This window comes from Staphylococcus agnetis (assembly GCF_002901865.1).
GTDB lineage: Bacteria > Bacillota > Bacilli > Staphylococcales > Staphylococcaceae > Staphylococcus > Staphylococcus agnetis.
In genome coordinates, this window is sequence record NZ_PPQF01000056.1 from 11,478 (window position 1) to 38,071 (window position 26,594).

23 protein-coding genes and 1 tRNA gene are annotated in these 26,594 nt (G+C 36.0%); 17 read left to right on the forward strand and 7 right to left on the reverse strand.

All coding sequences use genetic code 11. The features are described from left to right. Position 1: 1 nt before the first annotated feature. The 13 genes from CD172_RS08600 to CD172_RS08660 all read left to right on the forward strand — a co-directional run bounded on the left by CD172_RS08600 (position 2) and on the right by CD172_RS08660 (position 17,770). The gene (locus CD172_RS08600; protein WP_103346106.1) at positions 2-2,926 is read left to right on the forward strand and encodes a phage tail protein; all 2,925 of its coding nucleotides are present in this window, start codon (positions 2-4) and stop codon (positions 2,924-2,926) included. A gap of 12 nt (positions 2,927-2,938) precedes the next feature. Further along, the gene (locus tag CD172_RS08605) at positions 2,939-3,874 is read left to right on the forward strand and encodes a phage tail family protein (RefSeq protein WP_103346107.1); all 936 of its coding nucleotides are present in this window, start codon (positions 2,939-2,941) and stop codon (positions 3,872-3,874) included. An 11-nt stretch (positions 3,875-3,885) separates the two neighbouring features. Further along, positions 3,886-5,739 (forward strand): SGNH/GDSL hydrolase family protein, encoded by a 1,854-nt coding sequence (locus CD172_RS08610; protein ID WP_103346108.1) that lies wholly within the window; start codon positions 3,886-3,888, stop codon positions 5,737-5,739. Between the two features lie 11 nt (positions 5,740-5,750). Then, the gene (locus tag CD172_RS08615) at positions 5,751-8,414 is read left to right on the forward strand and encodes a peptidase G2 autoproteolytic cleavage domain-containing protein (protein ID WP_103346109.1); all 2,664 of its coding nucleotides are present in this window, start codon (positions 5,751-5,753) and stop codon (positions 8,412-8,414) included. After that, a complete protein-coding gene (locus CD172_RS08620; RefSeq protein WP_103346110.1) occupies positions 8,414-9,946 on the forward strand; it encodes a BppU family phage baseplate upper protein in 1,533 nt (510 codons plus the stop codon). Before CD172_RS08615 ends, CD172_RS08620 begins: the two co-directional genes overlap by 1 nt. A 1-nt stretch (position 9,947) precedes the next feature. After that, a complete protein-coding gene (locus CD172_RS08625; protein ID WP_103346111.1) occupies positions 9,948-10,298 on the forward strand; it encodes a hypothetical protein in 351 nt (116 codons plus the stop codon). After that, positions 10,295-10,432 (forward strand): XkdX family protein, encoded by a 138-nt coding sequence (locus CD172_RS08630; RefSeq protein ID WP_103346112.1) that lies wholly within the window; start codon positions 10,295-10,297, stop codon positions 10,430-10,432. The genes CD172_RS08625 and CD172_RS08630 overlap by 4 nt, the downstream gene beginning before the upstream one ends. Before the next feature lie 25 nt (positions 10,433-10,457). After that, complete coding sequence (locus tag CD172_RS08635) at positions 10,458-10,757, forward strand: DUF2951 family protein (protein WP_103346113.1); 300 nt, start codon at positions 10,458-10,460, stop codon at positions 10,755-10,757. A 127-nt stretch (positions 10,758-10,884) separates the two neighbouring features. Further along, the gene (locus CD172_RS08640) at positions 10,885-12,771 is read left to right on the forward strand and encodes a glucosaminidase domain-containing protein (RefSeq protein WP_103346114.1); all 1,887 of its coding nucleotides are present in this window, start codon (positions 10,885-10,887) and stop codon (positions 12,769-12,771) included. Between the two features lie 15 nt (positions 12,772-12,786). After that, positions 12,787-15,513, forward strand: coding sequence for a BppU family phage baseplate upper protein (locus CD172_RS08645; RefSeq protein WP_103346115.1), 2,727 nt, complete (start codon positions 12,787-12,789; stop codon positions 15,511-15,513). A 45-nt stretch (positions 15,514-15,558) separates the two neighbouring features. Then, on the forward strand, positions 15,559-15,855 hold the full coding sequence (locus CD172_RS08650) for a phage holin (protein WP_103346116.1): 297 nt from the start codon (positions 15,559-15,561) through the stop codon (positions 15,853-15,855). 24 nt (positions 15,856-15,879) lie between these two features. Beyond that, a complete protein-coding gene (locus tag CD172_RS08655) occupies positions 15,880-17,268 on the forward strand; it encodes an N-acetylmuramoyl-L-alanine amidase (protein WP_103346117.1) in 1,389 nt (462 codons plus the stop codon). Between the two features lie 310 nt (positions 17,269-17,578). Beyond that, positions 17,579-17,770 carry a VraH family peptide resistance protein gene (locus CD172_RS08660; RefSeq protein WP_103346118.1) on the forward strand — a complete coding sequence of 64 codons (192 nt, stop codon included), beginning with the start codon at positions 17,579-17,581 and terminating at the stop codon, positions 17,768-17,770. Positions 17,771-18,062: 292 nt separating this feature from the next. Here the strand turns inward: CD172_RS08660 and CD172_RS08665 are convergent, their stop codons facing one another. From CD172_RS08665 to CD172_RS13135, 6 genes are all read right to left on the reverse strand, one after another. Further along, positions 18,063-18,737, reverse strand: coding sequence for a CPBP family glutamic-type intramembrane protease (locus tag CD172_RS08665; protein WP_103346119.1), 675 nt, complete (start codon positions 18,735-18,737; stop codon positions 18,063-18,065). A 300-nt stretch (positions 18,738-19,037) separates the two neighbouring features. After that, positions 19,038-19,111: transfer RNA gene (locus tag CD172_RS08670), tRNA-Arg, on the reverse strand. A gap of 171 nt (positions 19,112-19,282) precedes the next feature. Beyond that, positions 19,283-19,495, reverse strand: a complete 213-nt coding sequence (locus CD172_RS08675; protein ID WP_103346120.1) for a hypothetical protein — start codon at positions 19,493-19,495, stop codon at positions 19,283-19,285. Positions 19,496-19,534: 39 nt separating this feature from the next. Continuing rightward, positions 19,535-19,975 carry a hypothetical protein gene (locus CD172_RS08680; RefSeq protein WP_060550845.1) on the reverse strand — a complete coding sequence of 147 codons (441 nt, stop codon included), beginning with the start codon at positions 19,973-19,975 and terminating at the stop codon, positions 19,535-19,537. A 237-nt stretch (positions 19,976-20,212) separates the two neighbouring features. Next, the gene (locus CD172_RS08685; protein ID WP_060550846.1) at positions 20,213-21,517 is read right to left on the reverse strand and encodes a TrkH family potassium uptake protein; all 1,305 of its coding nucleotides are present in this window, start codon (positions 21,515-21,517) and stop codon (positions 20,213-20,215) included. A gap of 203 nt (positions 21,518-21,720) precedes the next feature. Continuing rightward, positions 21,721-21,795, reverse strand: coding sequence for an alpha-1/alpha-2 family phenol-soluble modulin (locus tag CD172_RS13135; protein ID WP_103346173.1), 75 nt, complete (start codon positions 21,793-21,795; stop codon positions 21,721-21,723). A gap of 523 nt (positions 21,796-22,318) precedes the next feature. Between CD172_RS13135 and CD172_RS08695 the strand changes: the two genes are divergently transcribed. Then, entirely contained in the window at positions 22,319-22,453 is a 135-nt protein-coding gene (locus CD172_RS08695) for a beta-class phenol-soluble modulin (protein ID WP_037564837.1), read from the forward strand. Between the two features lie 97 nt (positions 22,454-22,550). Here the strand turns inward: CD172_RS08695 and CD172_RS08700 are convergent, their stop codons facing one another. Continuing rightward, a complete protein-coding gene (locus tag CD172_RS08700; RefSeq protein ID WP_037564835.1) occupies positions 22,551-23,000 on the reverse strand; it encodes an N-acetyltransferase in 450 nt (149 codons plus the stop codon). Positions 23,001-23,418: 418 nt separating this feature from the next. Here CD172_RS08700 and bshC point away from each other — a divergent pair, with 418 nt between their 5' ends. The 3 genes from bshC to rsmH all read left to right on the forward strand — a co-directional run bounded on the left by bshC (position 23,419) and on the right by rsmH (position 26,579). Beyond that, entirely contained in the window at positions 23,419-25,032 is a 1,614-nt protein-coding gene (bshC, locus tag CD172_RS08705; RefSeq protein ID WP_103346121.1) for a bacillithiol biosynthesis cysteine-adding enzyme BshC, read from the forward strand. 145 nt (positions 25,033-25,177) lie between these two features. Then, on the forward strand, positions 25,178-25,609 hold the full coding sequence (mraZ, locus tag CD172_RS08710; RefSeq protein WP_103346122.1) for a division/cell wall cluster transcriptional repressor MraZ: 432 nt from the start codon (positions 25,178-25,180) through the stop codon (positions 25,607-25,609). Positions 25,610-25,643: 34 nt separating this feature from the next. Next, on the forward strand, positions 25,644-26,579 hold the full coding sequence (gene rsmH, locus CD172_RS08715; RefSeq protein WP_037564832.1) for a 16S rRNA (cytosine(1402)-N(4))-methyltransferase RsmH: 936 nt from the start codon (positions 25,644-25,646) through the stop codon (positions 26,577-26,579). The last annotated feature ends 15 nt before the right edge of the window (positions 26,580-26,594 follow it).

A 26,594-nucleotide genomic window follows, 5' to 3' on the forward strand; every position in this document is an offset into this window, starting at 1 on the left:
ATTGGATACAAACTTTATGGCGCGTATTATGGCTAATTTAAGAGATTTTCAAAGTAATGTCAGGAAAGCTCAAAGATTAGCTAAAACAGCAATTCCTAACGAAATTGAAACTGATGTTAAAGCTGATATTTCTAAATTTCAAAGAGCTTTACAACGTGCCAAAGCAATGGCGCTTAAATGGCGTGAGCATACCGTTAAAATCGACGGAGACAATTCTCGGTTAAAGCGTTCAGTCATGGGCGCGAAAGCAATGTTAGCAACGTTATTCGATAAGACCGTGAAGGTTAATTTCGATACTCGAGGCATGACAAGAGCGCAAATTTTAACACGTGCATTAAATCAATCGTTAACTGATTATGGCGACAAGATGGACGCTCTAGCGACAAAAATTAGAACGTTTGGTACTGTGTTTAGTCAACAGATTAAAGGTTTAATTATTGCTAGCTTCCAAGCGTTGATACCAATCATCGCTAGTTTAGTACCTGCTTTAATGGCAGTATTAAATGCTGTAGGTGTATTAAGTGGCGGTGTTTTAGGACTTGTTGGCGCATTTAGTATCGCTGGTGCTGGTGCTGTAGCATTTGGCGCTATGGCAATTAGTGCTATTAAAATGCTTAAAGATGGTACTTTGCAAGCTACAAAAGAGACTGAGGCATATCAATCTGCTTTAGATGGCGTTAAATCAACGTGGACTAGCATTATTAAGCAAAACCAAGCGCAGATATTTAACACATTAGCTAATGGGTTGAACACTGTTAAAACAGCGTTAATAGCATTAAAGCCATTTATTGCTGGTGTGTCACAATCTATGGAGCAAGCGTCACAAAAGGTATTGAAATGGTCGCAGAATAGCCGAACAGCCTCGAAATTCTTTAATATGATGAATACGACAGGTGTAAAGACATTCAACGCATTATTAAGTGCTGCTGGACGATTTGGTGATGGTTTAGTCAATGTGTTTACTCAACTTGCACCATTATTCTTGTGGGTTGCACAAGGATTAGATAGTTTGGGAAAGAAATTCCAAAACTGGGCAAATAGTGTTAGTGGTCAAAATGCTATTAGATCATTTATCGAGTATACAAAAACAAACCTGCCTAAAATAGGTCAAATATTCGGCAATGTATTTCTTGGTATCGGTAATTTGATGAGAGCTTTTGCTCAAAACAGTTCTGGTATATTCGACGCCTTAGTGCAAATGACATCTAAATTTAGAGAGTGGTCTGAAACTGTAGGTAATAGTGAAGGTTTTAAAAAGTTTGTAGAGTACGTGCAACAAAATGGTCCAGTGATTATGGATTTAATCGGTAATATTGTTAGAGCATTGGTTGCTTTCGGTACTGCAATGGCACCGATAGCTAGTATGTTATTAAGATTTGTAACTGCACTTGCAGGATTTGTAGCGAAACTTTTCGAAACACATCCAGCAATAGCGAAAGTATTAGGTGTACTTACAATATTAGGCGGTGCTGTATGGGCTTTAATAGCACCATTTATGGCTATTGGCAGCGTATTGAATTTTGTTTTTGGTACGTCTTTAGGAAGGGTTATAGGGTCAATAGCGCGATTTATATCGTCCACTGGTTTATTAACAGGAATTTTAAACGTGGTGCGCACAGCTTTCACATTCTTAATGAGTCCAATTGCTAATATTGGTAGATTATTACCGTTATTAGGTGCTGCATTCACTGCTTTAACAGGACCAATCGGAATTGCTATAGCCGTTATAGGCGCATTAGTAGGTGTTATCGTTTATTTATGGAAAACGAATGAAGATTTCCGAAATATGATTACTGAAGCGTGGAACGGTATTGTTACTGCAATTAGTGGTGCTGTGAGTTCTATTGTAGGCTGGTTCCAGCAATTATGGTCTAACATTCAACAAACCTTACAACCGATTATGCCGATTCTACAACAACTTGGGGAAATCTTCTCACAAGTATTAGGTGTAGTTGTAATGACAATTATCCAAAACATTATTACAGTATTCCAAGGTTTGTGGACAGTTGTATCTGTAGTATTTACGGCAATTGGTGGCATTATTTCCGCAGCAGTCCAAATAATTGTTGGATTGTTTACCGCATTCATTCAATTGCTTAATGGAGACGTTTCAGGAGCGTTATTAACTTTACAAAATACAGTTCCAAATGTAATGAATACCGTTTGGAATACATTATCTTCAATTTGGAATCAAATTTCTAACTTCATTTTTAGTATATTAAACAGGATACTTGGCACCAACATCACAAGTTGGGGTCAAATTTGGAGTACAATTACAGGTTTTGTTGGTAAAATTTGGAACTCGGTTTCAACATGGTTTACGAAAGTTGCATCAACGGTACTAGCTAAAATGATACAAGCGTATAACTACATTATGTCTAACGGTGCTAGATGGGTATCATCAGTTTGGAACACAATGGTTAACTTTGTAGCTAAAATCGTTAGTGGCTTTTTAGACGTTGTTAGTGAGATTGGCAATGGTATGTCACGTGGTTTAGATAAGATTAAAAGTTTCTTTGGTGATTTTATCTCCGCCGGAGTTGATTTAATTAGTAGCGTAGCAGAAGGTATTGCTAGCGCAGCGTGGAAAGTTGTTAGTGCGGTAGGTAACGCCATAGCTGACGCATGGGGCAATGTTACATCGTTTATATCCGGCCATGGTGGAGGCGCTATATCACAAGCCCAAATGCTAGCGTCTAGTGTTGGTGACGCGTTTAGCACTGAATTGTCATCCACTCTTACAGACGGAATGACTGGTATGGGTGGCGTTATGGATGCACACATGACAAAAGATGTGAAACACAGCATGCAAGAGAATAACCGACCTATTGTAAACATCGTTGTTAAAAATGAATCTGATTTACCAGCTATTAAATCTTATATTGAAGAAACAAACGCAAAGAACGCAAGCTTTGCATTAATGTAAGGGGGATGTTGATTGATTGCGCATGATATAGAAGTGATTAAAAACAATAAGAAGTACCGTATCAGTAACAACCCCTTTACAAACGATGTATTGCGGGTTGTTTCTTATAATGTCGAAGGCGCGGGTTATGAACGTAAATTCGACAACGTAGAACGTATAAATGGCAGATTTCACAATTTCACTATAGAAGAAAAGAAGGTCGTTAAATTAACCTTACGTTATGATGTGGATCGTATCGCATTTGCATCACATTTAAAGGCTGCTATACAAGATTTGTTTAGTGGCCATTTTTATTTGAGAGAATTAGCTACACCTGATAACAATATTAAATTCGAAAGTATCTTCTCGGATGAAAAGCAAGAATTCGAATTAGAATATGTTGATGGTAGGCAAATATATGTAGGTTTGGTAAACGAGGTTTCATTCGACACAGGACGTACTGGCGGGGAATTTACGTTAGATTTTGAAACTGTAGATTTACCTTATTTCGAAAGTATTGGGTATAGTACCGATTTAGAGGGTGACTCAAACATGGAGAAATGGGCGATACCCGACAGGCTTCCTTTTAATAGAAATGATTACAGACGGCAATACACATTCGAAAATGTCGCTTATGAAGATGTGTATTACAACGGTAGTGTGCCTATAAATCAATTTAACCAAGATAGCATCGTTGAAATCACACTAGGTAAGAATGTGAGTAAAAGCGACGATAAAGGTTTTACATTCTACATGTCTGAAAGTAATATGATTCAGATTAAAGGCTTAGAATTAAAAGCTGGTGACGTTATTAAATTAGACGGATTACACACATACCGTAACAATCTAAGAATTGATAATTATAATCGAACCTTAGAACAACCGGTATTAGTACCTGGTTGGAATCATTTCAAAATGAATCAAACAGTTCAAAAAATTGTGTTCAAACACAAAATATACACACGTTAGGGGGGTATCCATTGCCAGTATTATTAAAAAGTTTACAAGGTGTAGGGACTACCCTCTACGTTGCTACAAAGACAAACCACAAATTAGCAGAAGATGGCACTTTAGAACTTGATATTGTTGAGAATAAATCGACGTTTGACGCCATTGGAGCAATAACTAAGATGTGGACGATCACACAAGTGGCTGGTCCTGAAGATTACAATGAATATCGAATAGTTGTACTTGATAAAACTTCTGTTGGTAACAAAGAGAAGTTGAGTATTAAGGCAAGGCTTGTAGAATTAGATGACTTAAATTCAATTAGAGTTTACGAAAAATACACAGGTAGTTTTACTGGTCAAAAATATTTCGATTTAGTGTTTAAAAACACTGGATATAAATATAAATTACACGAAAATGTAAAAGCTAGTAGGTTTGAAAATTTGGGTAATGCAGATACTAATTTAGACCTATTCAAAAAAGGTTTAGAACGATTTCATCTTGAGTACGATTATGATCCTAAGACTAAAACGTTTAATTTGTACGAGACAGTACAAAAAGAAGCGAACTATTTTATTAAAGCTGGTGTGAACGCGAACAATGTGAAGATACAAGAAGATTCAACGCAGTGCTATACGTTTATAAAAGGCTTTGGCGGTTTCGAAGATCAACAATCATATGATGAGGCTAGTTTGCAATTTGAATATACCCACCCCCTCGCTGATTTAGTAGGCAAGCGTCACGCTCCACCTATTATAGATGGGCGCATGAAAAAAGAGGATTCACTAAAAAAAGCTATGGAATTAGCCATTGATGAAAGTATCAAGACGTCTATATCATTAGACTTCGTTTCGCTTAAACAGAAATTCCCGGAAGCTGACCCTACAATAGGTGATGTTGTACGTGTGTCAGATGATTTAATCGGTTATAACGATGTTGTCCGCATTATCGAAATCACGACAGAACGTGACGCTTATAACAACATTGTCAAGCAAGACGTTGTATTGGGCGCTTTTACTATGGAAGATAGGTATAACAAAGCGGTTGCTAAGGCTGCCAATTATGCTAAGTCATTTAAATCTAATAATCCCGCTAAAGAAGCATTTGAATTGAGAGCGCAAACAAATGCTAACACTGCGACCAATCAACAAATATTGGATACTACAGGCAAACTGAAGGACAAAGTTGATGCGGTAGATGGTAAAAGTGTAACGACTAAAAACGGAACCATTTTACAAGACTTCACAAGCAAATCTAGTATTCGTAATATAAAAGAGATTGGAACTGTAGGAGATTCTGTCGCTAAAGGTAGTCTTGCAAAAGAGAATTTCACTCAAATGTTATCTAAAAAGATAAAAGCTAAATACACAAATTTAGCGGTGAGCGGTGCAACAATGTCCACTGTTAAAGAAAATAGTATATATGATCAAGCTACAAAAATAACTGGAGATTTAATCATCGTACAAGGTACTGATGATGACTGGTTGGAAAATGTAGATATAGGCACTGATAAGACGAATGTAAAAACGTTTTATGGTGCCTTTTATAGTGCGATTGAAGTGATTAAAAAGAATAATCCTAAGGCAAAGATATTGGTAATGACAGCTACAAGGCAATGCCCTATGGATGGTAATACAATCCGTCGTAAAGATACTGATAAAAACAAGCTAGGGCTTACGTTAGAGGATTACGTTAATGCTCAAGTAATCGCTTGTAATGAGTTAAACGTACCAGTATTCGATGCTTACCATTCAGAATACTTCAAACCATATAGCCCAGCGTTTAGAAAAGCTAGTATGCTTGACGGACTTCATCCTAATGAAAAAGGGCATGAGGTCATCATGTACGAGCTTATAAAAGATTATTACTTTTTCTATGATCAATAAGGAGGTATACAATGCCGATAAACTTAATAAAGAAGTTTCATTCTTTGTTTGGAGATAAATTTTTATCTCAACAAGAAAGTAATGCGGAAGATATTGAAGCTTTTTTAAACAAGAATGAAAAGTACAAAAATTACCATGAAAAAGAACAAGCAACATCACACACCAGTAATCAGATACTGCACACATTAGCTGATGGTACGACAAATAAGACATCCGATGAGTTGAAGTACCAACGCAAGCAAATAGAAGCACTTGTATTAGGTCATAATGGGGACGGTGTTCAAGAGTTACGAGCAAGTCGTACAAGTATGGACGCACAAAATTTCGACAGTTTGAGTAGTCGTCTATATCATGACTTTTTAACCGAAAAGAATAATCGAGAAAAATTACGTACTGAATTACTATCTAAAATCATGCGTGTAGTTAACGTTGATGATTATGGCGGTGACCCTACAGGGCAAAAAGATAGTACACAAGCGTTTGCTGACGCTTTAGCAGACGGCAACAGAATGGTAACCATGAGCGCTGGCACCTACTTAACTACTGGTATTAAAATGCCCAACAATTCACGTTTGGTTGGACAAGGACCAGACATTACAACCATTAAATTTATGGATAACACACCTGCTGAAAACATTGGTATTACAAACTTAAAAATGAGTGGTTATGCTAAGAACATTTCATTAGAGAATTTCAGTTTTAATGGTAATAAATTCCGTCAGAATAAGGCGTTAAAGCCTGCTGGAGGGTCACGTTCAAGTAATATCCGTCTTGCTGGTGTAACGAACGGATACGTCTATAATGTGAAGTCTTATGACGCACTATTACACTGTATCGACGTGACATATGCTAGCGACGATTACTTTTACCAAGGCGACGGTAATCGCGTCCCTGAATCGTTAGAAAGTAAGCACGTACACATTGATAATTGTGAAGTTTATGGTTGCGGAGATGACGGTATCACAACACACCATTCACGTTATTTAACAATCACAAACTGTTACGCGCATACACCTACTGGCGGAGGTAATAACAACGGGATTGAAATCGATGACGGTTCACAATTCGTTTTTCTTTCAAACAACAAGACGGAAGGTAATTTTAGTGGTCTTGAAATCAAAGGTCATGCTGCAGTAAGTGCTGCACGTGGTGTCTTTGTTAACGGGCATGTGTCTATTGGGGATATCCGATCATACAACATAAGACATATTGGACATCATAGACCGGCTACAGACGCAAAAAGTAAAACTGCATTTGATGTGTCTTTAAACAATTGTTTAGCACTTTATCCATATTATAACGGTATATACGCTGGAACATCGCCTAGGGCGTTATTAATTAGCGCTTATCGAAACGTGTCTGTAAACAACTTCACCGCTATTGGTGACAGTAGATTCGCTAAATTAGAAGGTGGTAAGACAGATTATACAATGCCAGCAATTGCAGTACAGTTTATGGCAGAGAATGTAATTTTAAACAATATCAATGTTACTGGCTTCAAAGATGCTGGTGCAGACATCAAGTTTTTTGGTGGTGCTAACAGAGGTAAACGATTCGCAGTTAATAACGTTAACATTTGGAATTCATCAAATAAAATCGGTATTGCTAGTGGTGGTGGTATCTATGATTTAAAAATCACAAATGGTAATCTGACTGGTAATGGACCAGGCAACGGCATCGAGACTTACAATAATACAACGATTATTAGTGGTGTTACAGCTGATAACTATACAAACGCCGCAGTGATTGCGAAAGAAAAGTATAACGTTGTGCCTACTGTGGTCAAAGGTGGATTTACAGGTGGTTCAACAGGTTCTGCCGCAGTTAGTCCAGTGAGCGCTGTGTTAGCGTCAACAGGTAATTCAAGAGCTTACGATTCACGAAGTTATGTCATCGGAAGTGGTTATAACTCTAAAGCTTACGGATCTCGTTCAGGCGTGATTTCTTCCCTACAATCTGAAACAACTAAAGGTGGACACACACAGATTGTCATTAATAGTAACCGTGTTAAAGCGCCAGGTAACTACCATATTGTCGGTGGATATTCAGACAAGGGCGAAGCTTCCACAAGTAATATCAAATTCGATTTAAACACTTATAGCGGTAACTTAACCCTTGCCGGTAAGATTACTCAAAACAGTGCCGATATTGCCGAACTATTTGAATCACAAAATGGCAAAGCGATTGAATTAGGTACAGTTGTTACTTTAGATGGCGACAAGGTACGTAAGGCACAACCAAATGATGTGCCTATAGGTGTTATTTCAGGCACTGCTGCATTAGTAGCCAATGAAAAGTCCTACCACCATAAGGACAGGTTCCTCAAAAACGAGTACGGTGTTACTGTAACTGAACACAAGCAAGTAAGTTATCTTGACGATGAAGGGCATGAGCAATTTGAATGGCGTGATGTACCAGTTGAGAATCCTGATTACGACCCGTCAATCGAATATATGTCGCGTTCTGAACGCCCTGAATGGAATACAGTAGGTTTACTCGGTCAAATCTATACAAACGTCGAAAAAGACGTTGTAGCAGGCGATTTAATTAATGGTCGTGCTGGAATTGGATATAAAGACAATGTAAATGGTAAAGGTCGTGTCATGAAGATTACGACGCCATACGATGACAAAAAAGGGTTTGGCATTGCATTAGTATTGTGGGGTGTTAATTAGTGGAATTACAAAAAGTAGGCAAGATTAATTTAGAAGAAGAACCATATTTAAAGCCGATATCCGATAGGGGTATTGGCTTTTACAATTTAGATAAAAATACTGCGCAATTTCAGTTTGTAGTATCTAAAGACGACAAACCTCTTCTTATTTCAGACAGAAACGTTAAAGGGTACGCCTTCTTTAAAGGACAGTCTGTAGATGGAGAAAGACCTTCAACATCAGGCGTCTTAGATTTAGAATTCATTGATCCTATGCGTGGATTAGTCGGCGTAACAGTCCCTCAATGGTTTTTGAAGAACGTCACTAATTCGACAGTTCTAGGCGAAGTGTATTTATCCTTAAATGACACTAGCAACAACGACAAAGACGACACAGTAGTATTAGGCACATTCTCGTTTAAAGTACGTGACAGTCTAGTTAATCAAATCGAAAGTGATATTAAGGTTAGCTACATTCGAATGTTTGATGACTTGAGAGAAGTTCTCGAAAAGAAAGTCGAACAAGTTAAACAAGATGTGGGCAGTTTAACTAGCCTAGTTGATTTAGTTAAACAAACTGTACAAGACGCTTTAAGCAAAATTGAACTCAGTCAATCCAAAACTTTAAAAGATTTGGAAGATGCTAAAAATAATGCTACAGAAGATGTTGTTAATAGTCGTGATGATGCGTTACGCCAAATCGACTCGAAGCGTAGCGAAGTGAATTCTAGCTATGAATTAAACAAAACCGCTTTTGAGGAAACAGTAAAACAACGTACGAGTGAATTCGATAGTAAAACTCAAAATGCGAATGGGATCATTGACACAAAAGTGGCTGATTTTAACGCAACATTAAATAGAGATGGCTTTGTAAAGCCTGCTCAATTAGATACAAAGTTGAGTGAGTTACAGTGGCAAAAATCCCCACTAACAACCGATGGCGGAATGGCTATCACAGTGCGTGAATTAGATTTTAATAATCCTACTCAAATTACAAAAAGTGGGTTGTATTACCTTTATTCACCTACAAATGGTCCGCAGGGTGTAAGTAACGGCTTTCTATCAGCACACGTTGTTAACGATAGCTATATGAAATTTTATTTTTCACCTTATAACAGCAATGACATTTATGTACGAACTAAATCAGGTAGTAGTAATTGGTTGGATTGGCAAAAAGTTAATAACCCAAGCGACACAGGGTGGATTGAATTCAATCTATTAAATGGCGCAACATCAAATACAGCATTTAATAGTGATGGCGAAGAAACTGGTTTTAAATGTGCATATAGAAAGGTTGTAAATGGTACATTAACAACTAATTATCTAAGGTTAAACGGGTCTAATGTTACCAGTGGACAAATCATAGCGCAACTTCCTCCTACATTCACAAAGTATTCGCAATCATTCCCAGTAAGGGTTCCGGTTTCTACTGCATTTGCTGGTGGATATGTGACTATACGTCCTAGCGGAGAGGTAAGGTTTTACGTTAATGGCGATACAAACGCTTGGCGTTCAAACAGCTATTTTTACGGCGAAATGAGATGGAGTGATTAAATTGGAAATCGAAAAAGTAGTTTATAACGTGCATAATGGACAACCTTTTTTAGTTGTTAAAAATGAAGAAGGAGAAAATGTTTATCCTGAATTTGAATATACAGAAGTACCCGTTCCAGAAGGTGTGTATTTACCTGCCTTTTTTGATGTTTATAAAAATCAATGGATTGGATCAACAAAAGAAGAATTTGAAAAAACACTGACGAAAGAGACTAGTGTTAATAAAGACTTGTTAATTAGTCAATTAACGATAAAGGTGGCTGCGCAAGAGAGCGAAATAACACAATTGAAATCTTTAATAGGCAATCTTACTTTAGAAGTTGCGCAATTAAAAGGAGGGGCTATGGGATGAGTGTAGAAGGATTAAAGTATTTGTACGATGAAAATTTATACACAAACGATCAATTTAAAATATTTGTCGTTTGTAAATGGATTACAGCCGAAGAATATAAAACTATTACAGGGGTGGAGTATCAAGTGCTGTAGATAATAAAACAAAGTAGGTGGCGTAGTGTTTGGCTTTATCAAACGACGTGAGCACGAATGGCGCATTATGCGTTTAGAAGAAAATGATAAGACTACGTTTGAAAAGCTTGACAGAATCGAACAGAGTCTTAGAGCGCAAGAAAAAGTCGGGGATAAACTCGACAGAACTCTTGATGAAATGAAACGCAATCGAGAAGAAGAAGAAAAGAATAAAGAAAAAAACGCTAAAAATATCAGAGATATAAAAATGTGGATTCTCGGATTAATCGGTACTATCTTAAGTACGATTGTTATTGCAGTATTGCGGACGATTTTTGGCATATAAGGGAGGTGAGCGCCATGCTATTTGGATACAGTTTTTGGGCGTGTTTTTGGTTTGGCAGATGTAAATAATTAAGTGAAAGTCGGCGCTTCGGCGTCGGCTTTTTATTATGCAGAAAAGAGGTGCATAAATGGGATTACCTAATCCACGAAAAAGAAAGCCGACCGCCAGTGAAGTTGCAGCGTGGGCTAAATCTAACATTGGCAAACGCATTGATATAGATGGGTATAGAGGAGCACAATGTTGGGATACACCTAACTATATTTTTAAAAGGTATTGGGGTTTTATTACATGGGGTAACGCCATGCATATGGCTTTTTATAAATACCCTAAAGGTTTTAAATTTTATCCGAACAGTTCAAATTTTGTACCTAAACCTGGTGATATAGCAGTATGGGGTAAAGATTCATTCAATAATGGTACAGGACATACAGCTATCGTTGTAGGTCCATCTAACAAAAGTTATTTTTATTCAGTAGATCAAAACTGGCGTAACTCAAACGGATGGACGGGGTCTCCTGGTTCGTTAGAAAAACATAGTTATTATGGTGTGACAGGATTTGTCCGACCTCCTTATCATCCTGAAGCTATAGTAGTACAACCTACTGAAGTTCCAGAAAATGATGATAAACCTAAAAATGATGCTATCCAACCCAAACCATCAATGAAAGAAATCAAAAAAGTAAAGTACACTTCTTTTTCAAGTATACTGGATCAAAAATTAGAATACATCGACCACAGAGTAGCTTATGGCAATATGCAACCTAAACCGCAAGGAATATACATTAAAGAATCATCGCATATGCGCTCTGTAGAAGAGCTTTATTTACAACGTAATAAATATATCGAAGAAGGAGAATACCCTCATGTGTATGTCGATAGAGAGCGTGTATGGACGCCTAGAGCATATGACAGAGAAGCTCCGCAATATCCTGGTTGGTTAGTTATCGAAGTCTGTGGGGGTCAAACAGAAGGTAAACGACAATTCATGTTAAATCAAATCAGAGCGTTGATTTACGGAGTGTGGATGTTAGGTTGGACGGATTTAAAATTGTCACGTAGTAGCTTGAAAGTAGACCCTAATATCTGGCGAACTATGAAAGATTTAATTAACTATGACCTAATCAAAAACGGCATACCTGACCAAAGTAAGTATGATGAAGTCGAGAAAAAAGTTATTGAAATGTATCTCAATAAAGATAAGTTGATGAGCGAAACTATTACTACAGTAACCACTAAGATGAAGGTTAAAGTTAAAAGTAACACTACTGTTGATGCACCTGCGACATCATCTAATAAGTCAAAACCTTCAAGGGCGTCTAAACCATCGACGCCTCAAATTGTAGTCGAGAGAAGTCCTTTTACATTTCAACAAGCGTTAGATAGACAAATGGCACGAGGAGGCCCTCAAAAATCTTACAGTTGGGGTTGGGGTGCTGCATCACGCTCTGAAACAAGTAAATATATGAACCCTAACACTATTTGGAATAGCAGCACGCAACGCTATCAAATGCTGAATCTAGGAAAGTATCAAGGTATTTCTGTCGATAAATTAAACGTGATACTTAAAGGCAAAGGTACATTATCTGGGGAAGGAAAAGCTTTTGCAGAAGGCTGTAAAAAGTATAATCTGAACGAGATTTATTTGATAGCCCATGCACTTTTAGAAAGTGGGAATGGACGTTCTTATTTTGCAAGTGGTAGCGCAGGAGTATATAACTATTTCGGTATTGGCGCATTTGACAATAACCCTAATAATGCCATACCATTTGCGCGCAGTAGAGGTTGGACTTCTCCAGCAAAAGCCATCATAGGTGGAGCTAAATTTGTAAGACAGGATTATATCGATAAAGGACAAAACACATTGTACCGGATGCGATGGAACCCTAAAAATCCTGCAACGCATCAGTATGCAACTGCTATTGAATGGTGCGAACATCAAGCAAGCAATATCAGCACTTTTTATAAACGTATCGGTTTAAAAGGACAATATTATATACAAGATAAATACAAGTAAGGATGTGGATAAACTGTGTATAAAATAGCTCAAGTAAACACTAGTATAAATACCCAAAATGTATCTATTGGTAATATCGGTACTCGTTTTTATACAGAAGATGAGAATACCGCTATTGTTAGAGTTAGGATTAATTACGAAGGTAATCCGGTTGATCTAACTCAAACAAAAATGAAACCCAAATTAGATTTATTTTTAGAAGATGGTTCAATTTTTATGAACGAACCAGTTGATTTAATAATGCCACACAGCGGTTTAATACAATATAACGTTCCTGTAAAAGTAATTAAACACATTGGCGTGGTGGATTGCAAATTATTTTTAGAAGATGATATACAGTCAATCCATGTAGCTAATTTTTCTTTTGAAATTGTAGATAGTGGTATTGAAGATGTAGTTCAGAAAGAAATATCTGTAACCCTTGTAGATGACACTGTCCGCCGTATTGTAAAAGAGAACGCTATTCAACTTTTAGGCGACGACTTCGAATCACGCCTTAATATTGATGTAATAGAACACCTTAATAGCAATCCTGATATGTTTAAAGGTGTTAAAGGAGATAAAGGAGAAACTGGAGCCACTGGACCTAAAGGCGACAAAGGAGACGCTGGAGAGCAAGGTAAACAGGGAATGCAAGGTATCAAAGGTGATACAGGAGAAACGGGCCCTATTGGTGCAACTGGCCCTCAAGGTCCTCAAGGCGAACGTGGGGAACAAGGTCCTCCCGGTCCGAAAGGTGACGAGGGTATCATACGTTTTGAAAACCTTACGGAAGAACAACAAAACTTGTTAAAAGGTGCGCCAGGTGAATCGATTATTAACGATAAAGCTGTTACACACAATAAAACAGACTTTATTACTACAGGAAAAAATATATTTAATCCGTATAATTTGTTATCTGGCAAACTACTGTCCTACACAACGGGATTGTTATCAGATAACAACACCTATGTAACAAGTGATTTTATACCAGTTGAATCATCAACAGAATATACACAAAGTCATAGTGATATTATTGTGTTTTATGACAACAACAAACAGTTTATTAGTGGACTATCACGTGTTACACCAACAACTACACGTACATTTACAACACCTAGCAATACTAAATTTATTCGAACAACAACCATCAATGATGGTGTGGGTGGTACATACACTTACAAAGGCTATCAAATCGAAAAAGGTGGAGTTTCTACATCTTATGAACAGTTCAAATATTATTTGAACGGACTAGTTGTTGAGTTACGTGACAATGTAGTTAAGAATAACAATATTGCGGATTCTAATGTAGGGATTGAGAAGTTAAACTTCATTAAATCTTCTCAAAATATGTTCAATCCAAACAAAGTGACGAATGGCGTATACATCAACCCTACAACTGGTGCATTATCATCTAACACTAGTTATTCGGCTAGTGACTTTATCCCGTTGAGTGATAGTGCAGAGTACATCAAGAATAATACATTGAACCTATACGCTTTTTACGATGTAAACGGTAACTTCATCAAGACAACAACAACATCTACTAACCAAATTACAAAGCCAACGAATGCACAGTTTGTAAGAATATCCACTTTAACAACCGCCGTTGGAAGTACAATGTTAGTTGCAGGGACATCGTTACCTAGTCAATTTGTACCGTATAAGAAGTATATTCCGTCTGATTACTTAGAGTTATCAAATGTACAAGTTAAACAAGATATTACTGATGTTTACGGTAAATTTAATTTAAAAAGTTACACAGCAGAGGCTAGTAAACAAAGTAATCCCGATGTAAATCAAAGATTAGAGATTGCGTTTATCGGGGACAGTTGGGTACAAGGTGGAGAATTTAAACAAGGTGACAGATTAACCTTGCCGTTGCGTGACAGAATGCAAAAGGTATATGGTGACGGGGGTATCGGATTTGTGTCTTTTTATAGCATCTTTTTAGGCGCAGGTGCGGTAACTGTTGGTAAAACTGGTTCGTGGGTTGAACGTAACAAAGGGACTGATGTTAGTGGTTTAGCCATTGAAGAAGTAGAAAGTACAACACCTGACGACAGTATTAAAGTTACTTTCAATGAAGATGTTGACTTTTACGAGATTCACACACAAAGCGGCAACACTGGTACATGGAAATATAATGTAGACGGCGGGGATTGGACGACAGTTGATGCTAGTCAAGAAGTGACGCCAATTTCAATGACGCTAGGTAAACACACTATTAATATTGTACATGTATCAGGCACAACGACTTTCATTGGATCATACGCATATAAAGGTAACAAAGGTGTAGTTATTCACAAGATTGGTAACGGTGGTAGTACCGCTAAACACTATATTGACGTTGACCGCACTAACTACATCAACCAACTTAAACGTTGCCGTGCGAACACATTTGGAATCTTATTAGGCACTAATGATATGGCGCAAAGTGTATCATTGAGTGATTACGAAAGCCAAATGAAAGAGTTGATAGGACGTATTAAAGAAGCTAAACCAAACGCTAGCATCTTCTTAATCGCACCTAGTGGCAATAAGTATGACGGTACTAAATTAAATACTATTGAAGATTATAGCGACACACAATTAAAGATTGCTAAGGATTTACAGTTAGGACATGTTAGTTTAGTACGTGCATTAGGTAACTTTGCTACAACTAACGCCAATGGATTGATGTATTCAGACGGCGTACACCCTAACAGAGATGGCGGTTACGCAATTTCAAATGTAGTTTATGACAGATTACTAAGATTATAAGTCGACCTTTCCTGGTCGGCTTTTTAATTTAAGGAGATGAATTGAATGGATATTAAAGTAGTAGCACGTTATATTGTTTTATTATTAGCTTTAGTCAATCAGTATTTAACAACAAAAGGTATCAACCCTTTGCCAGTGATTAGCGAGGAGGATATATCTTCTTTATTAATGACAGTTATGGGCTTGTATATGGCGTACAAAAACAACCCGAACACTAAAGAGGCACAATGGGCTAATCAGAAAATGAAAAAGTATAAAGCTGAACAAAAGTATATTAAAGCAACTGGCGCTATGCCTCAAAAAGACATTGTCGAACCAGTTGAAATCGAGGAGAACCTTTAGGGGTTCTCTTTTTGAGGTGATTAAATGAGAACTTTAGATGAGGCTATAAAATGGCTCAACAACTCTGTAGGTAAGCAATACGACTTTGATGGTGCCTACGGTTACCAATGTTACGACTATGCTAATGCGTATTTTAACTATACGACTGGATTAAGGTTAAGTGGTATGTATGCCAAAAACATTCATACAGACAATGCATCAGTTTTAAATAATATCGCAACTGTACATGAGAATACACCTAACTTTCTTCCTTTACCTGGTGACATTGTAATATTCAATGGACGATATGGTGGCGGGTGTGGTCATGTAGCAATAGTGACTCAAGCGACATTAAATAGTTTCGAAGTGATTGAGCAGAACTGGCAAGGTGGAGGATATGTAAATGGACGTCCAGGTTGGGAAACTGCGACAAGACGTTGGCACCAATATGACAATCCGATGTGGTTTATTCGTTTAAATTATGCGGGGAAGAAATCCATCAAGAATGTCCTACCGTCGAAGCAACCTAACCCTAAAAAGCTTAAAATAGCTTTAGTGCCAGGACATGGCTATGCAGATCCAGGCGCAACAGGTAATGGGGCTAATGAACGTGATTTTATACGTAAGAACATCGTGCCAAATGTCGCCAAGTATCTACGAACAGCAGGACATGATGTTTATTTGTACGGTGGGTCTAACATGTCGCAAGATATGTATCAAGACACTGCATATGGTCAGCGTCTAGGTAATAAAAAAGATTATGGCTTATACTGGCTTAAGCACAACCAGAATCCTGATGTAGTTGTTGAGTTTCATTTAGACTGGTCAGGTGGAGGCGCTAGTGGTGGGCATGTCATTATTTCAAATAAGTTTAATGCAGACACAATAGACAATGGCATACAGTCTGTCATTAAGTCTAATTTGGGTCAAATTCGAGGTGTGACGCCACGTAATGACTTGTTGAATGTCAATGTATCAGCAGAGTTAAACGTCAATTACAGACTAGCTGAATTAGGTTTTATCACTAACAAAAGTGATATGGATTATATCAAGAGAAATATTGATAAATATTGTCGTGAGATAGCTGGGGCTATACACGGTAAACCTATCGGCGGTACGTTAGCGGGTAAAACACAAGTTAATCGTATATCTTGGGGGTTAAGTGGAACATTCTATCCAGACAGAGCGATTAAAGTCCGACGCCAAGCAGGATTAAATGGCGAAGTGGTTGACCAAGCGTCTTGGCTATATAGTAAAGATGACTGGGTTAAGTTTGATCAAGTGATAAAAAAAGATGGCTATTGGTGGATAAGATTTAAATATCAAGCGCCAGGTGCAAGTAAAGCCTATTTCTATTGTGCTGTATGTAAAATCACAGATAAGGAAGAAAAAATAAAGAATGAAAAGTATTGGGGAAATATTAAGTGGTTATGAGTTGATTTATAAAATATGCATATGTTAAATTATTTTTAGGCATATTCCCTTATGCTCAAATTATAACCTTGTGTCTTGTATGTAATGTTTAAAAATTGGGACGGTCTTAATTGACCGTCTTTTTTGTTTGTGGTAATTTATAGACTGATCAATTTGTTTTAAACCTATGTTTGCAGGCTAGTCGTAATGGTTAGCCTGTTTTTGTGCTGAAATATAATTTGTGTAAATCAAACAATTGTTAGGTCTATAGACCTATATATTTTTAATTAAAAAATGATATTATTTATTTAAGCGGAAAGGAGGTTTTACTATGTCAATAAAAGATGTAATAAAACAATCTTGGGAAGATTTAAAAAGTTTGGAATTTAACTTTCAAAATTTATGTATTTTAGCTATTGCGACAATTATAACGAGTACCATCATAAGCCCTTTATTAGGTATTCCTATCGGTTTGTTAGGTAGTGCATACTATATCCAAAGTCGAAAAAGAAATAAGTCTTAATTTATGCTATAATGGTTATATGAAATAGTTGTTCCATGAAACGACTCGGTCACTGGCACAGACCGCTTAAAGTGCCTACATCACATTAACTGAGAATTCACATGTGCGATTGACGAATCGGTTTGCTGTGTCCTCGAATGAGGGTAGGTTAATGTGGTGTGTTTTAATATAATTGTTTAGAAGGTTGCATAATTTTTTTTAAAATGATATGATTATTTTACCCTAATTAGCAACAGTATCTAGATTAGTAAGTGCTTAGCCGTAACTAATAAAAAGTTACGGCTTTTTTTATCTATAAAAATAAGGTTGTTGATATCAAAATATAGTCTAAAGCAATATGAGATATCGCTCCACCTAACAATGACTTTGATTTAAACCACATAAATGTAAAAGGGACTCTTATAGCACTTATAACTATTAGACTTTGATAAACATTCCAATCATAAGTTGGTAAATGAATAGCACCAAACACCAGTGAACTAACTAACACTGAAGTAAATATTGCGATTTTTTTAGATGTGTATTTTAAAAGTAAAATTAGAATCGGTAAACAAACTGCAGCAGTAATTAATTCTTCTCCTAATAAGTGAATCCATCCAAGAGCATAAAACATACCCTTTGAGAATAGGTCATTACTATTGGATATTTGTTCAATTCCTTGATTAGCAGATAAATTAGCTATACCTAAAAGTTTTCCTATTAAAACTGTAGAAGCACCTATAAGTATACAAGATAATGCTATTAATGGGGTCCATAAAAGCATATTAGCTTTAGGTAATTTTAATAATTTTTTTACACCCATTTTTCCATATTGAAAATATAACGTTGCAATACCTGCGATTGGTAAAAATAAATAATCAAAGTATCCAAAATTAATCGAATATGTTGTTTTTAGAATAATTAGTACATATAACGTAATCAAAGCGGTGAACCAATGCTTAGTAAGCTTAATCTCATTCACAAACATAAAAACCTCCTTAAAATCAATTCTTTTATATTCAAACTAAATTTAGATTAAATTACTACAATATGATAACATATATTATCATTCTAAAAGTTTGTTTAAGGTATATTTAAATTAGAGTTAATCTTTTCGTTTGAGATGTTTGATGTTCAATAATATTACCTTGACTTAAATATTAACTTGGGTCCCTAAAGGGTCCCTAAAAGTTAGTGTGATATGGTATGTAAATAACAATAAAAATAAAAAGAACCCCGTCGTTATGGGATTCTTAATTTTGAAAAGTGTTTAAATTTCTCTTATTAGCGTCCTGGGAGGGATTCGAACCCCCGACCGATGGCTTAGAAGGCCATTGCTCTATCCAGCTGAGCTACCAGGACATTTTTAACACAAGATTAATTATAGCTAATCCATAACGATAAATCAATATGAGCTTTAAAAAATTTATTTTCTTTTGACACCATTCACAAAAAAATTACAACATTATATAAATGTGAGATGGAGGACGATGATCCGAGGACATTAAATGATGAGTACTATAGCAGTAATCGCTATGCTTTTAATATATATAGAAGGAGGTAGACAGAGACCAAAAGCATGATGACACCTACAGCAAAAAGGAGAATGACATATTTCTCAATGTGAGGAATATGATCTATTTTCCAAAAAAATTCAAATCCACCTTGCTGATCTAGCGCAATGGCAATAAATAGTAAGATATTAAGCGTGCCTAAAACAGATGTAAGTAATAATAGAAGTAACATGTTTCTCATCCTTTTTGCTGAGTTATTTTATTAAGCATATCATGTTTCAATTTCTTTTAAACTGACTAATGATATTTTATCAATAATCATATCTTGTTGGTTTAATATAAACGCAAGCGGTGTACTTTTAAGATATAAATCGTCACGATTGTATCGTGTCACAATATTGATCCGTTTTAAATGAGGATGTTGTGCGACAAATGCTTCCACAACAGGAGGTTCATCTACAAAAACAAGTGTGATGTGTGCTGTATCTGACATTTTTGAAAATGTCTTGAATAGGCGTTGGCAAACCGTACACGTCGTACTGACAGCAATCACAACATGACGTCTTTGAGATTTTGAACGTTTATTGTAATTTGGAAATGTTGTTCCGATAGGGAGGCCACTCATTTCTCGGCGTGTTTTGTTAATTTTGTTTAATACAATAAGGTGGCCAATTCCACTCAAAATTATAAATAGTACAATTAGATAACTCATTTGTGTCCTCCTAAATGATAATATAAATATTATACCTCAATCGTATCTCGTCGTCATATACTAAAAAATATCCACAATTTTCAAACAGTGATATTGAGGTTGATATTCGTTTAAAACCTTTTTTCAAAGTTATCGATGAACGATGTGATGATGAATGGGAAACACGTATATTAACCTATAAACGAAATGCTTAAGTTAAAAAAGCCACCGACTTAGTTAAGGCAGTGGCTGACAACTTTATAAATAAACATGTCCTTTAGCATAATGAAATGTTTCTCGTGTTGGTGTTTGGATAACACTTAAAAGCGTTAATACCCCAATTTTTCCTGCAATCATTGTTAAAATAATGAGTATTTTTGCAACTGAATTGTATTCTGTGGAGATACCTGTAGACAATCCTACAGTACCAAAAGCGGATACAACTTCAAATGCTAAGTCTTCAAAATTCAAATTAGGTTGAGCAATGGAAATTAATAAAATAATGAGTATGACAAAACTACTCGCAGCAATGGCTATTGCTAAAGCTTTCTCCATTTGTTTTCTAACAATAGTACGATTAAAAATTTGCGTATGTTGATGTCCTTTTAAAATTGTAATAACAAAAGCAATGACTAAAGCAAATGTCGTCACTTTAATACCGCCAGCAGCACTCATTGGCCCAGCTCCTATAAACATTAAAAGAATCATTAATAACATCGTACCAGGTGCTAGGTGCGACATGTCTACAGTATTGAAGCCAGCGGTACGTGTCGTAATAGATTGGAAAAGCGATGCTTGGATTTGTTGCGGTAAGGTCATTGATTTTAAAACACCATTCATTTCTAATATCCAAAAACAAAATGCGCCGACAGTGATTAAAATGAAGGTTAACATGATTGTAATTTTAGAGTGGAATTGTAAGCGCCTACCGCGTTTCAAAGTGACTAAATCTAACAAAACAATATAACCTAGACCACCAAAAATAATTAAAAGTGCAACTGTTAAGTTTACAATCGGGTTCGTAGCATATGAAATTAAATTATCTGAAAAGAGTGCGAAACCAGCGTTATTTAAAGATGATATTGAGGTGAATAGACTAATAAAGATACCTCGATCCCATCCATACTGCGGTACAAATACAAAAGATAAAATAAATGTCCCGATTCCCTCAAAAATCACATTAAATAATAAGATTGATTTCAGAAAAAATGTATAGTTTCGTGCATCTTCAGTATTTAACTCAAGTTGAAATAGTATATTTTCTCGCACTGAAAGCGATTTTTGTGTGAATTTTAATGCCAACATGGACACTGTTACTATCCCCATACCACCTATTTGAATCAATGTCATAATCACGATATCGCCAAGTAGGTTGAATTGCTTTGTTATATCTACAGTAGCCAATCCGGTCACTGTAAAAGCGCTAGTCGCAACATACATAGCATCTAAAAATGATATTGGTTTTTGACCGGACCATGGGAGGTATAATAGTAAACTTCCAATCAACGTCGTAGATAAAAACAATGTCAAATAAATTAATATTGGTTGTTTTTTACTATGCATAATATGCGCCTCGGTTCTTTTTGAAAATATCATAACATGATTATTATGATAAGCAAGTAATATTTAGCTTATTTGTTTATTTTTAAGAAGTAAATAAGGCGGGGATAAATTGCAGTGTGGGGATAGTAAGGAAAGCAATTAAAAACAATATATAAATGAAAAAACCAATGTACCTTTACGATACATTGGTTTTTATAGTGTGCTTATTTTTTAGTAAATGTGTCAACTAAGCCTTTGATTAATTTGATAATGCCAAGAATGATATCAGTCCAGATCATAATGATAACCTCCTCTTATTTAATTACATCTTAAGTATAAATGGCATGACTTCAAAATAGGGCTTCGTTTCCTATAATGACGTTATAGTTGCATAACTGTTTTAAACATCATTTTTTTAAACGCCTAGGCATTCATAATAAAGCGTAACTGTTTTTCATCCAGCTGTTTTTAGGGGATAATATTTTGTGTAGGGTACATTTCTGAAGTTGTAACTCATCAACAATCAATTCGAATATAAACACTGAGATGGATGTCATTAAGGTTAAAAAAATTTGTATTACCGCATTGTTTATTAAATTACATGTCAGGGATGTAAAGAGATTGTAAAAGCGTAAGACGTATAGGCAACTCAAACGTCTTTAAAAAGATGTGAGTTGGACAGTTAAGTATGAAAATTGGCGTTTTTAGAACTGAGAGACAATTTAATAAAATGTCACGTTATAGTGTGGATAACAAAACAAAGCGCGATTCAATCAATCGCTATTTTGTTTTGGAAAATCTATAACTAAAGGAGTGGCGTTTATGTCAGATTTAATTAATGTAATTAAAGATACGATTCAAGCAGGTATGAATCATGATTGGGTATCTATGGGGACTGGTATTGCAGATATTTTAGCTAAAGGTATCAATGTCATCTCTGGTTTAATCGGCGGTTAAGCCATCAAAAAATATAACTTGTTAAATGAAAATATGTTTAAAAATACCCCTTGTTTGGAAAAAAATTTCACCTTGCAAGGGGTATTATAATTAATGTTTATGAATGCTTTGGATCCCATATTAAAATGTCATGCCCATCATCATTTTTGGCGTTCAAATCTTTAAAACCATTATCAATAAAGAATGATTTAGATTCAAAACGTGCAATCGCTTTAATGGGTTCATTAAATGATTTGGCAAATTCAAGTAATTTAGACCCATAGCCTTTTCCCTGATATTTCTTTAAAACTTCTAATTTCCAAACGACTAAATAGTCATCATAATCTGGGAAGTATGTTTCTTCAACTTCCCCTTTACGATAAAGTGCCATACGTGCACCTATCTTTTCACCGACATAAATGCCATAAAACGGTGAGTCTGAGCTTGCATCAATCATTTCCCCATGCAATTCATCGACCATATAGAGGTCTTTATTTCCGAAGTTTCTAAATTCTTCGAAAAGTTCCTCTGTACGATAGTTAATGTCTAGATGTACCACCTTTGTCATCAAAACGACCCCCTTGTATTTTTATTTAATTATAACTTATTTATTTATGTAATGAAAAGTAAAAATCAACAGGCTTAAACGTGAGTCGTTTAAGCCTGTTGATTTGTGAGAGAGAATAGATAGTTGATTATTGATTATTTTTGGATGGGTTGTTTTCCACCTGATGTGAATATTGCGATGATTTGTTTAATTAATTCGATTATGATTCCCATTTGAATCACCTCCACTTATACTTTAACGCTAAGCAGTGGGTATTGGCTTATTTATGCGTGAAATATAAATTGTGATGCTTAGCTGTATTTCTGAAAGATACTGATTACAGTGAAGATGCCTAACTGTAGTAAATATAAGCCGTTAAATTGTCATAATGATTCTTTATGATTATACTGTTAGGGAATACGGTTTAAGGAGACAAAGCATGGATTGTTATAAAGTCATAGTGAATGAAAAGGATCAATTTATATCTCAATATACACAACACGATCATAATTTGATGCAATTTTATGATTTTGATCCTAACAAAGATGAAAGTTTTAAGACACGTATGGCACAATCGAATAATGGTAGAGAGCAGCAGTTAGCAAACGTTATTCGACAATACATGTCTGATCTATCTCTATCAACAGCGCAAGCGCGTGCCCTTGAGCATTTGGCTCAAGGTGCAAAAGTTGTAATTGGTGGTCAGCAAGCAGGGCTATTAAGTGGACCATTATATACGTTTCATAAAGTGTTATCTATCATTGTCAAATCATCGGAGCTATCAACAACGTATCAACAACCCGTTGTTCCTGTATTCTGGATTGCGGGGGAAGATCATGATTTTGATGAGGTCAATCATACGTATGTATATAATGAAGAAAAAGGTCAACTCACAAAAGTGAAGTATCATACCATGACGCCACCAGAGACGTCTGTCTCTCACTTTAAACATGATGATGAAGCACTAATGCATGTCATTGAACACTATTTTAAAGAAATTCCAGAAACATCTTACACAAAGCAGCTCATCCACGATCTAAAAGATATGGTGCGTCTTTCAACTAATTGGTCTGACTTGTTTAAACATCTGATACATCGATGTTTTAAGCACCATGGTATTTTACTAATTGATGCAAGTTATCAACCTTTAAGAGAATTAGAGCGTCCATTCTTAAAAACATTATTAAAACACCATTTGGAAGTGGATCGTGCCTTTAGAGAAGGACAAGATAAAACAGTTGCTCATGGATTACCGCAAATGATTGAAACAGATACCAACGTACATTTGTTTTTAGAAATAGATGGTCAACGCCAATTACTTCGCTACCAAAATAACGCATACGTGACGACTAAACATGACGGGGAGTTTTCAGAAGAAGATTTACAACAGATAATCTCACAAGCACCTGAACGATTTTCTAACAATGTGGTTACACGTCCATTAATGCAAGAGTGGCTATTTAATACAGTCGCTTTTATAGGTGGCCCGAGTGAGATTAAATATTGGGCTGAATTACACGATGCGTTTAAAACATTAGACATTAAGATGCCTATAGTGTTACCGCGAATGAGAATAACATATGTCTCACCTAAAACTAAAAAATTACTCAAACAATATGATTTGAATATAAATGAAGTGATTGAAAAAGGTGCAACAGATGCAAAAAATAGGTTTGTACGCGCACAGGCATCAGAAACGGTATTAAATGATATTACACAAATGATTGCACATCAAAAATCTTTTTATGACAAATTAGCAAGAGAAATGTCAGCAACAGTAGATAATAAAAATTTATTAGAGAAAAATCATAAAATACAACTTCACCAATACGAGTATTTGAAACAACGTTATTTAAGAAATATCGAAAAAGAGAATGACATTAGTATGCGACATTTTAATCAATTAACGTCTGTGCTCCATCCGATGGGTGGGTTACAAGAACGTGTACTCAATCCAATCCAATTTTTAAATATTTTTGGGTGGGATATGTACACGTCCTCCACTTTCCCTCCACTCGATTACACTTTTGAACAAATTGTGATAGAAATATGATTATATCAATGGTTTGAGAGGGGTTCGAAGAAATTCGAACCTCTCTTTTTTGTGTCTAAATTGATAAAATTTGGACATTTTTACAGAATTAGTGGAGGATAGTGGGGAGATGTGGTAAATTATAAATAAGGTGAGGTGAGATAAGATGTTCATGGGTGAATTCGAAAACAAACTTGATACTAAAGGACGTATGATTGTACCGTCCAAGTTTCGTTATGACCTCAATGAGCGTTTTATTATCACGCGAGGCCTTGATAAATGTTTGTTCGGTTACACACTTGAAGAATGGCAAACCATTGAAGAGAAAATGAAAACCTTACCTATGACCAAAAAAGACGCAAGAAAATTCATGCGTATGTTCTTCTCTGGTGCGATTGAAGTGGAAATTGACAAACAAGGTAGAATCAACATCCCTGCTAAATTGCGCGATTACGCAAATCTTGATAAAGACTGTACTGTGATTGGTGTGTCTAACCGTATTGAAATATGGGATCGCCAAACATGGAACGATTTTTATGACGAATCTGAAGACAGTTTTGAAGAAATAGCAGAAGATTTAATTGATTTTGATTTTTAAATAAGAGCTGTGAAATGAAAATGGAGGGTTCGAAGTGTTCCATCACATAAGCGTGTTATTGAAGGAGACAGTAGACCAATTAAATATTAAAGAAGATGGTGTCTACGTTGACTGCACGTTAGGTGGCGCAGGACACTCTGCATATTTACTTAGTCAGTTGTCTGACAGCGGGAAATTAATCGCTATAGACCAAGACATGACAGCAATCAACAACGCAAAAGAGAAACTGAAAAACGAACTTCACAAAGTTACATTTGTGCATAATAACTTTAGAAATTTAGCAGAAGTGTTAAATGACTTACACATTGAAAAAGTGGATGGTATTTTATATGACTTAGGCGTATCAAGTCCACAACTTGATATTCCAGAACGCGGCTTTAGCTATCATCATGATGCTAGGTTAGATATGAGGATGGATCAAACACAGTCACTTTCCGCTTATGAAGTTGTAAATGAGTGGCCATACGAGGATTTGGTTAAAATATTTTTCCGTTATGGAGAGGAGAAGTTTTCTAAGCAAATCGCCCGTAAAATTGAATCTAAACGACAAATTCAACCTATTGAAACAACATTAGAGCTTGTGGAACTTATTAAAGAAGGCATTCCCGCTAAAGCGAGGCGTAAGGGAGGGCATCCTGCTAAGCGCGTATTTCAAGCGATACGTATAGCAGTTAATGATGAATTATCAGCATTTGAAGATTCTCTCGAGCAAGCTATTGAGCATGTAAAAATAAACGGACGCATTTCTGTCATTACCTTTCATTCATTGGAAGATCGTTTATGTAAACAAATGTTTCAAGAGTATGAAAAAGGACCGGATGTTCCAAGAGGATTGCCGGTTGTTCCAGAAGCGTACACACCGAAATTAAAACGTGTGAATCGCAAACCTATTGTCGCTAGTGATTCGGATTTGGAAGAAAATAACCGCGCTAGAAGCGCAAAGCTTAGAGTGGCTGAAATATTGAAATAAAGGGGCGAAACAATT

Coding starts and splice junctions, on each gene's coding strand:
- CD172_RS08615 (WP_103346109.1), top strand. CDS start 5,751: ATGCCGATAAACTTAATAAAGAAGTTTCATTCTTTGTTTGGAGATAAA.
- CD172_RS08630 (WP_103346112.1), top strand. CDS start 10,295: ATGAGTGTAGAAGGATTAAAGTATTTGTACGATGAAAATTTATACACA.
- CD172_RS08640 (WP_103346114.1), top strand. CDS start 10,885: ATGGGATTACCTAATCCACGAAAAAGAAAGCCGACCGCCAGTGAAGTT.
- CD172_RS08650 (WP_103346116.1), top strand. CDS start 15,559: ATGGATATTAAAGTAGTAGCACGTTATATTGTTTTATTATTAGCTTTA.
- CD172_RS08655 (WP_103346117.1), top strand. CDS start 15,880: ATGAGAACTTTAGATGAGGCTATAAAATGGCTCAACAACTCTGTAGGT.
- CD172_RS08660 (WP_103346118.1), top strand. CDS start 17,579: ATGTCAATAAAAGATGTAATAAAACAATCTTGGGAAGATTTAAAAAGT.
- CD172_RS08665 (WP_103346119.1), bottom strand. CDS start 18,737: ATGTTTGTGAATGAGATTAAGCTTACTAAGCATTGGTTCACCGCTTTG.
- CD172_RS08675 (WP_103346120.1), bottom strand. CDS start 19,495: ATGTTACTTCTATTATTACTTACATCTGTTTTAGGCACGCTTAATATC.
- CD172_RS08680 (WP_060550845.1), bottom strand. CDS start 19,975: ATGAGTTATCTAATTGTACTATTTATAATTTTGAGTGGAATTGGCCAC.
- CD172_RS08685 (WP_060550846.1), bottom strand. CDS start 21,517: ATGCATAGTAAAAAACAACCAATATTAATTTATTTGACATTGTTTTTA.
- CD172_RS08695 (WP_037564837.1), top strand. CDS start 22,319: ATGTCAGATTTAATTAATGTAATTAAAGATACGATTCAAGCAGGTATG.
- CD172_RS08700 (WP_037564835.1), bottom strand. CDS start 23,000: ATGACAAAGGTGGTACATCTAGACATTAACTATCGTACAGAGGAACTT.
- bshC (WP_103346121.1), top strand. CDS start 23,419: ATGGATTGTTATAAAGTCATAGTGAATGAAAAGGATCAATTTATATCT.
- mraZ (WP_103346122.1), top strand. CDS start 25,178: ATGTTCATGGGTGAATTCGAAAACAAACTTGATACTAAAGGACGTATG.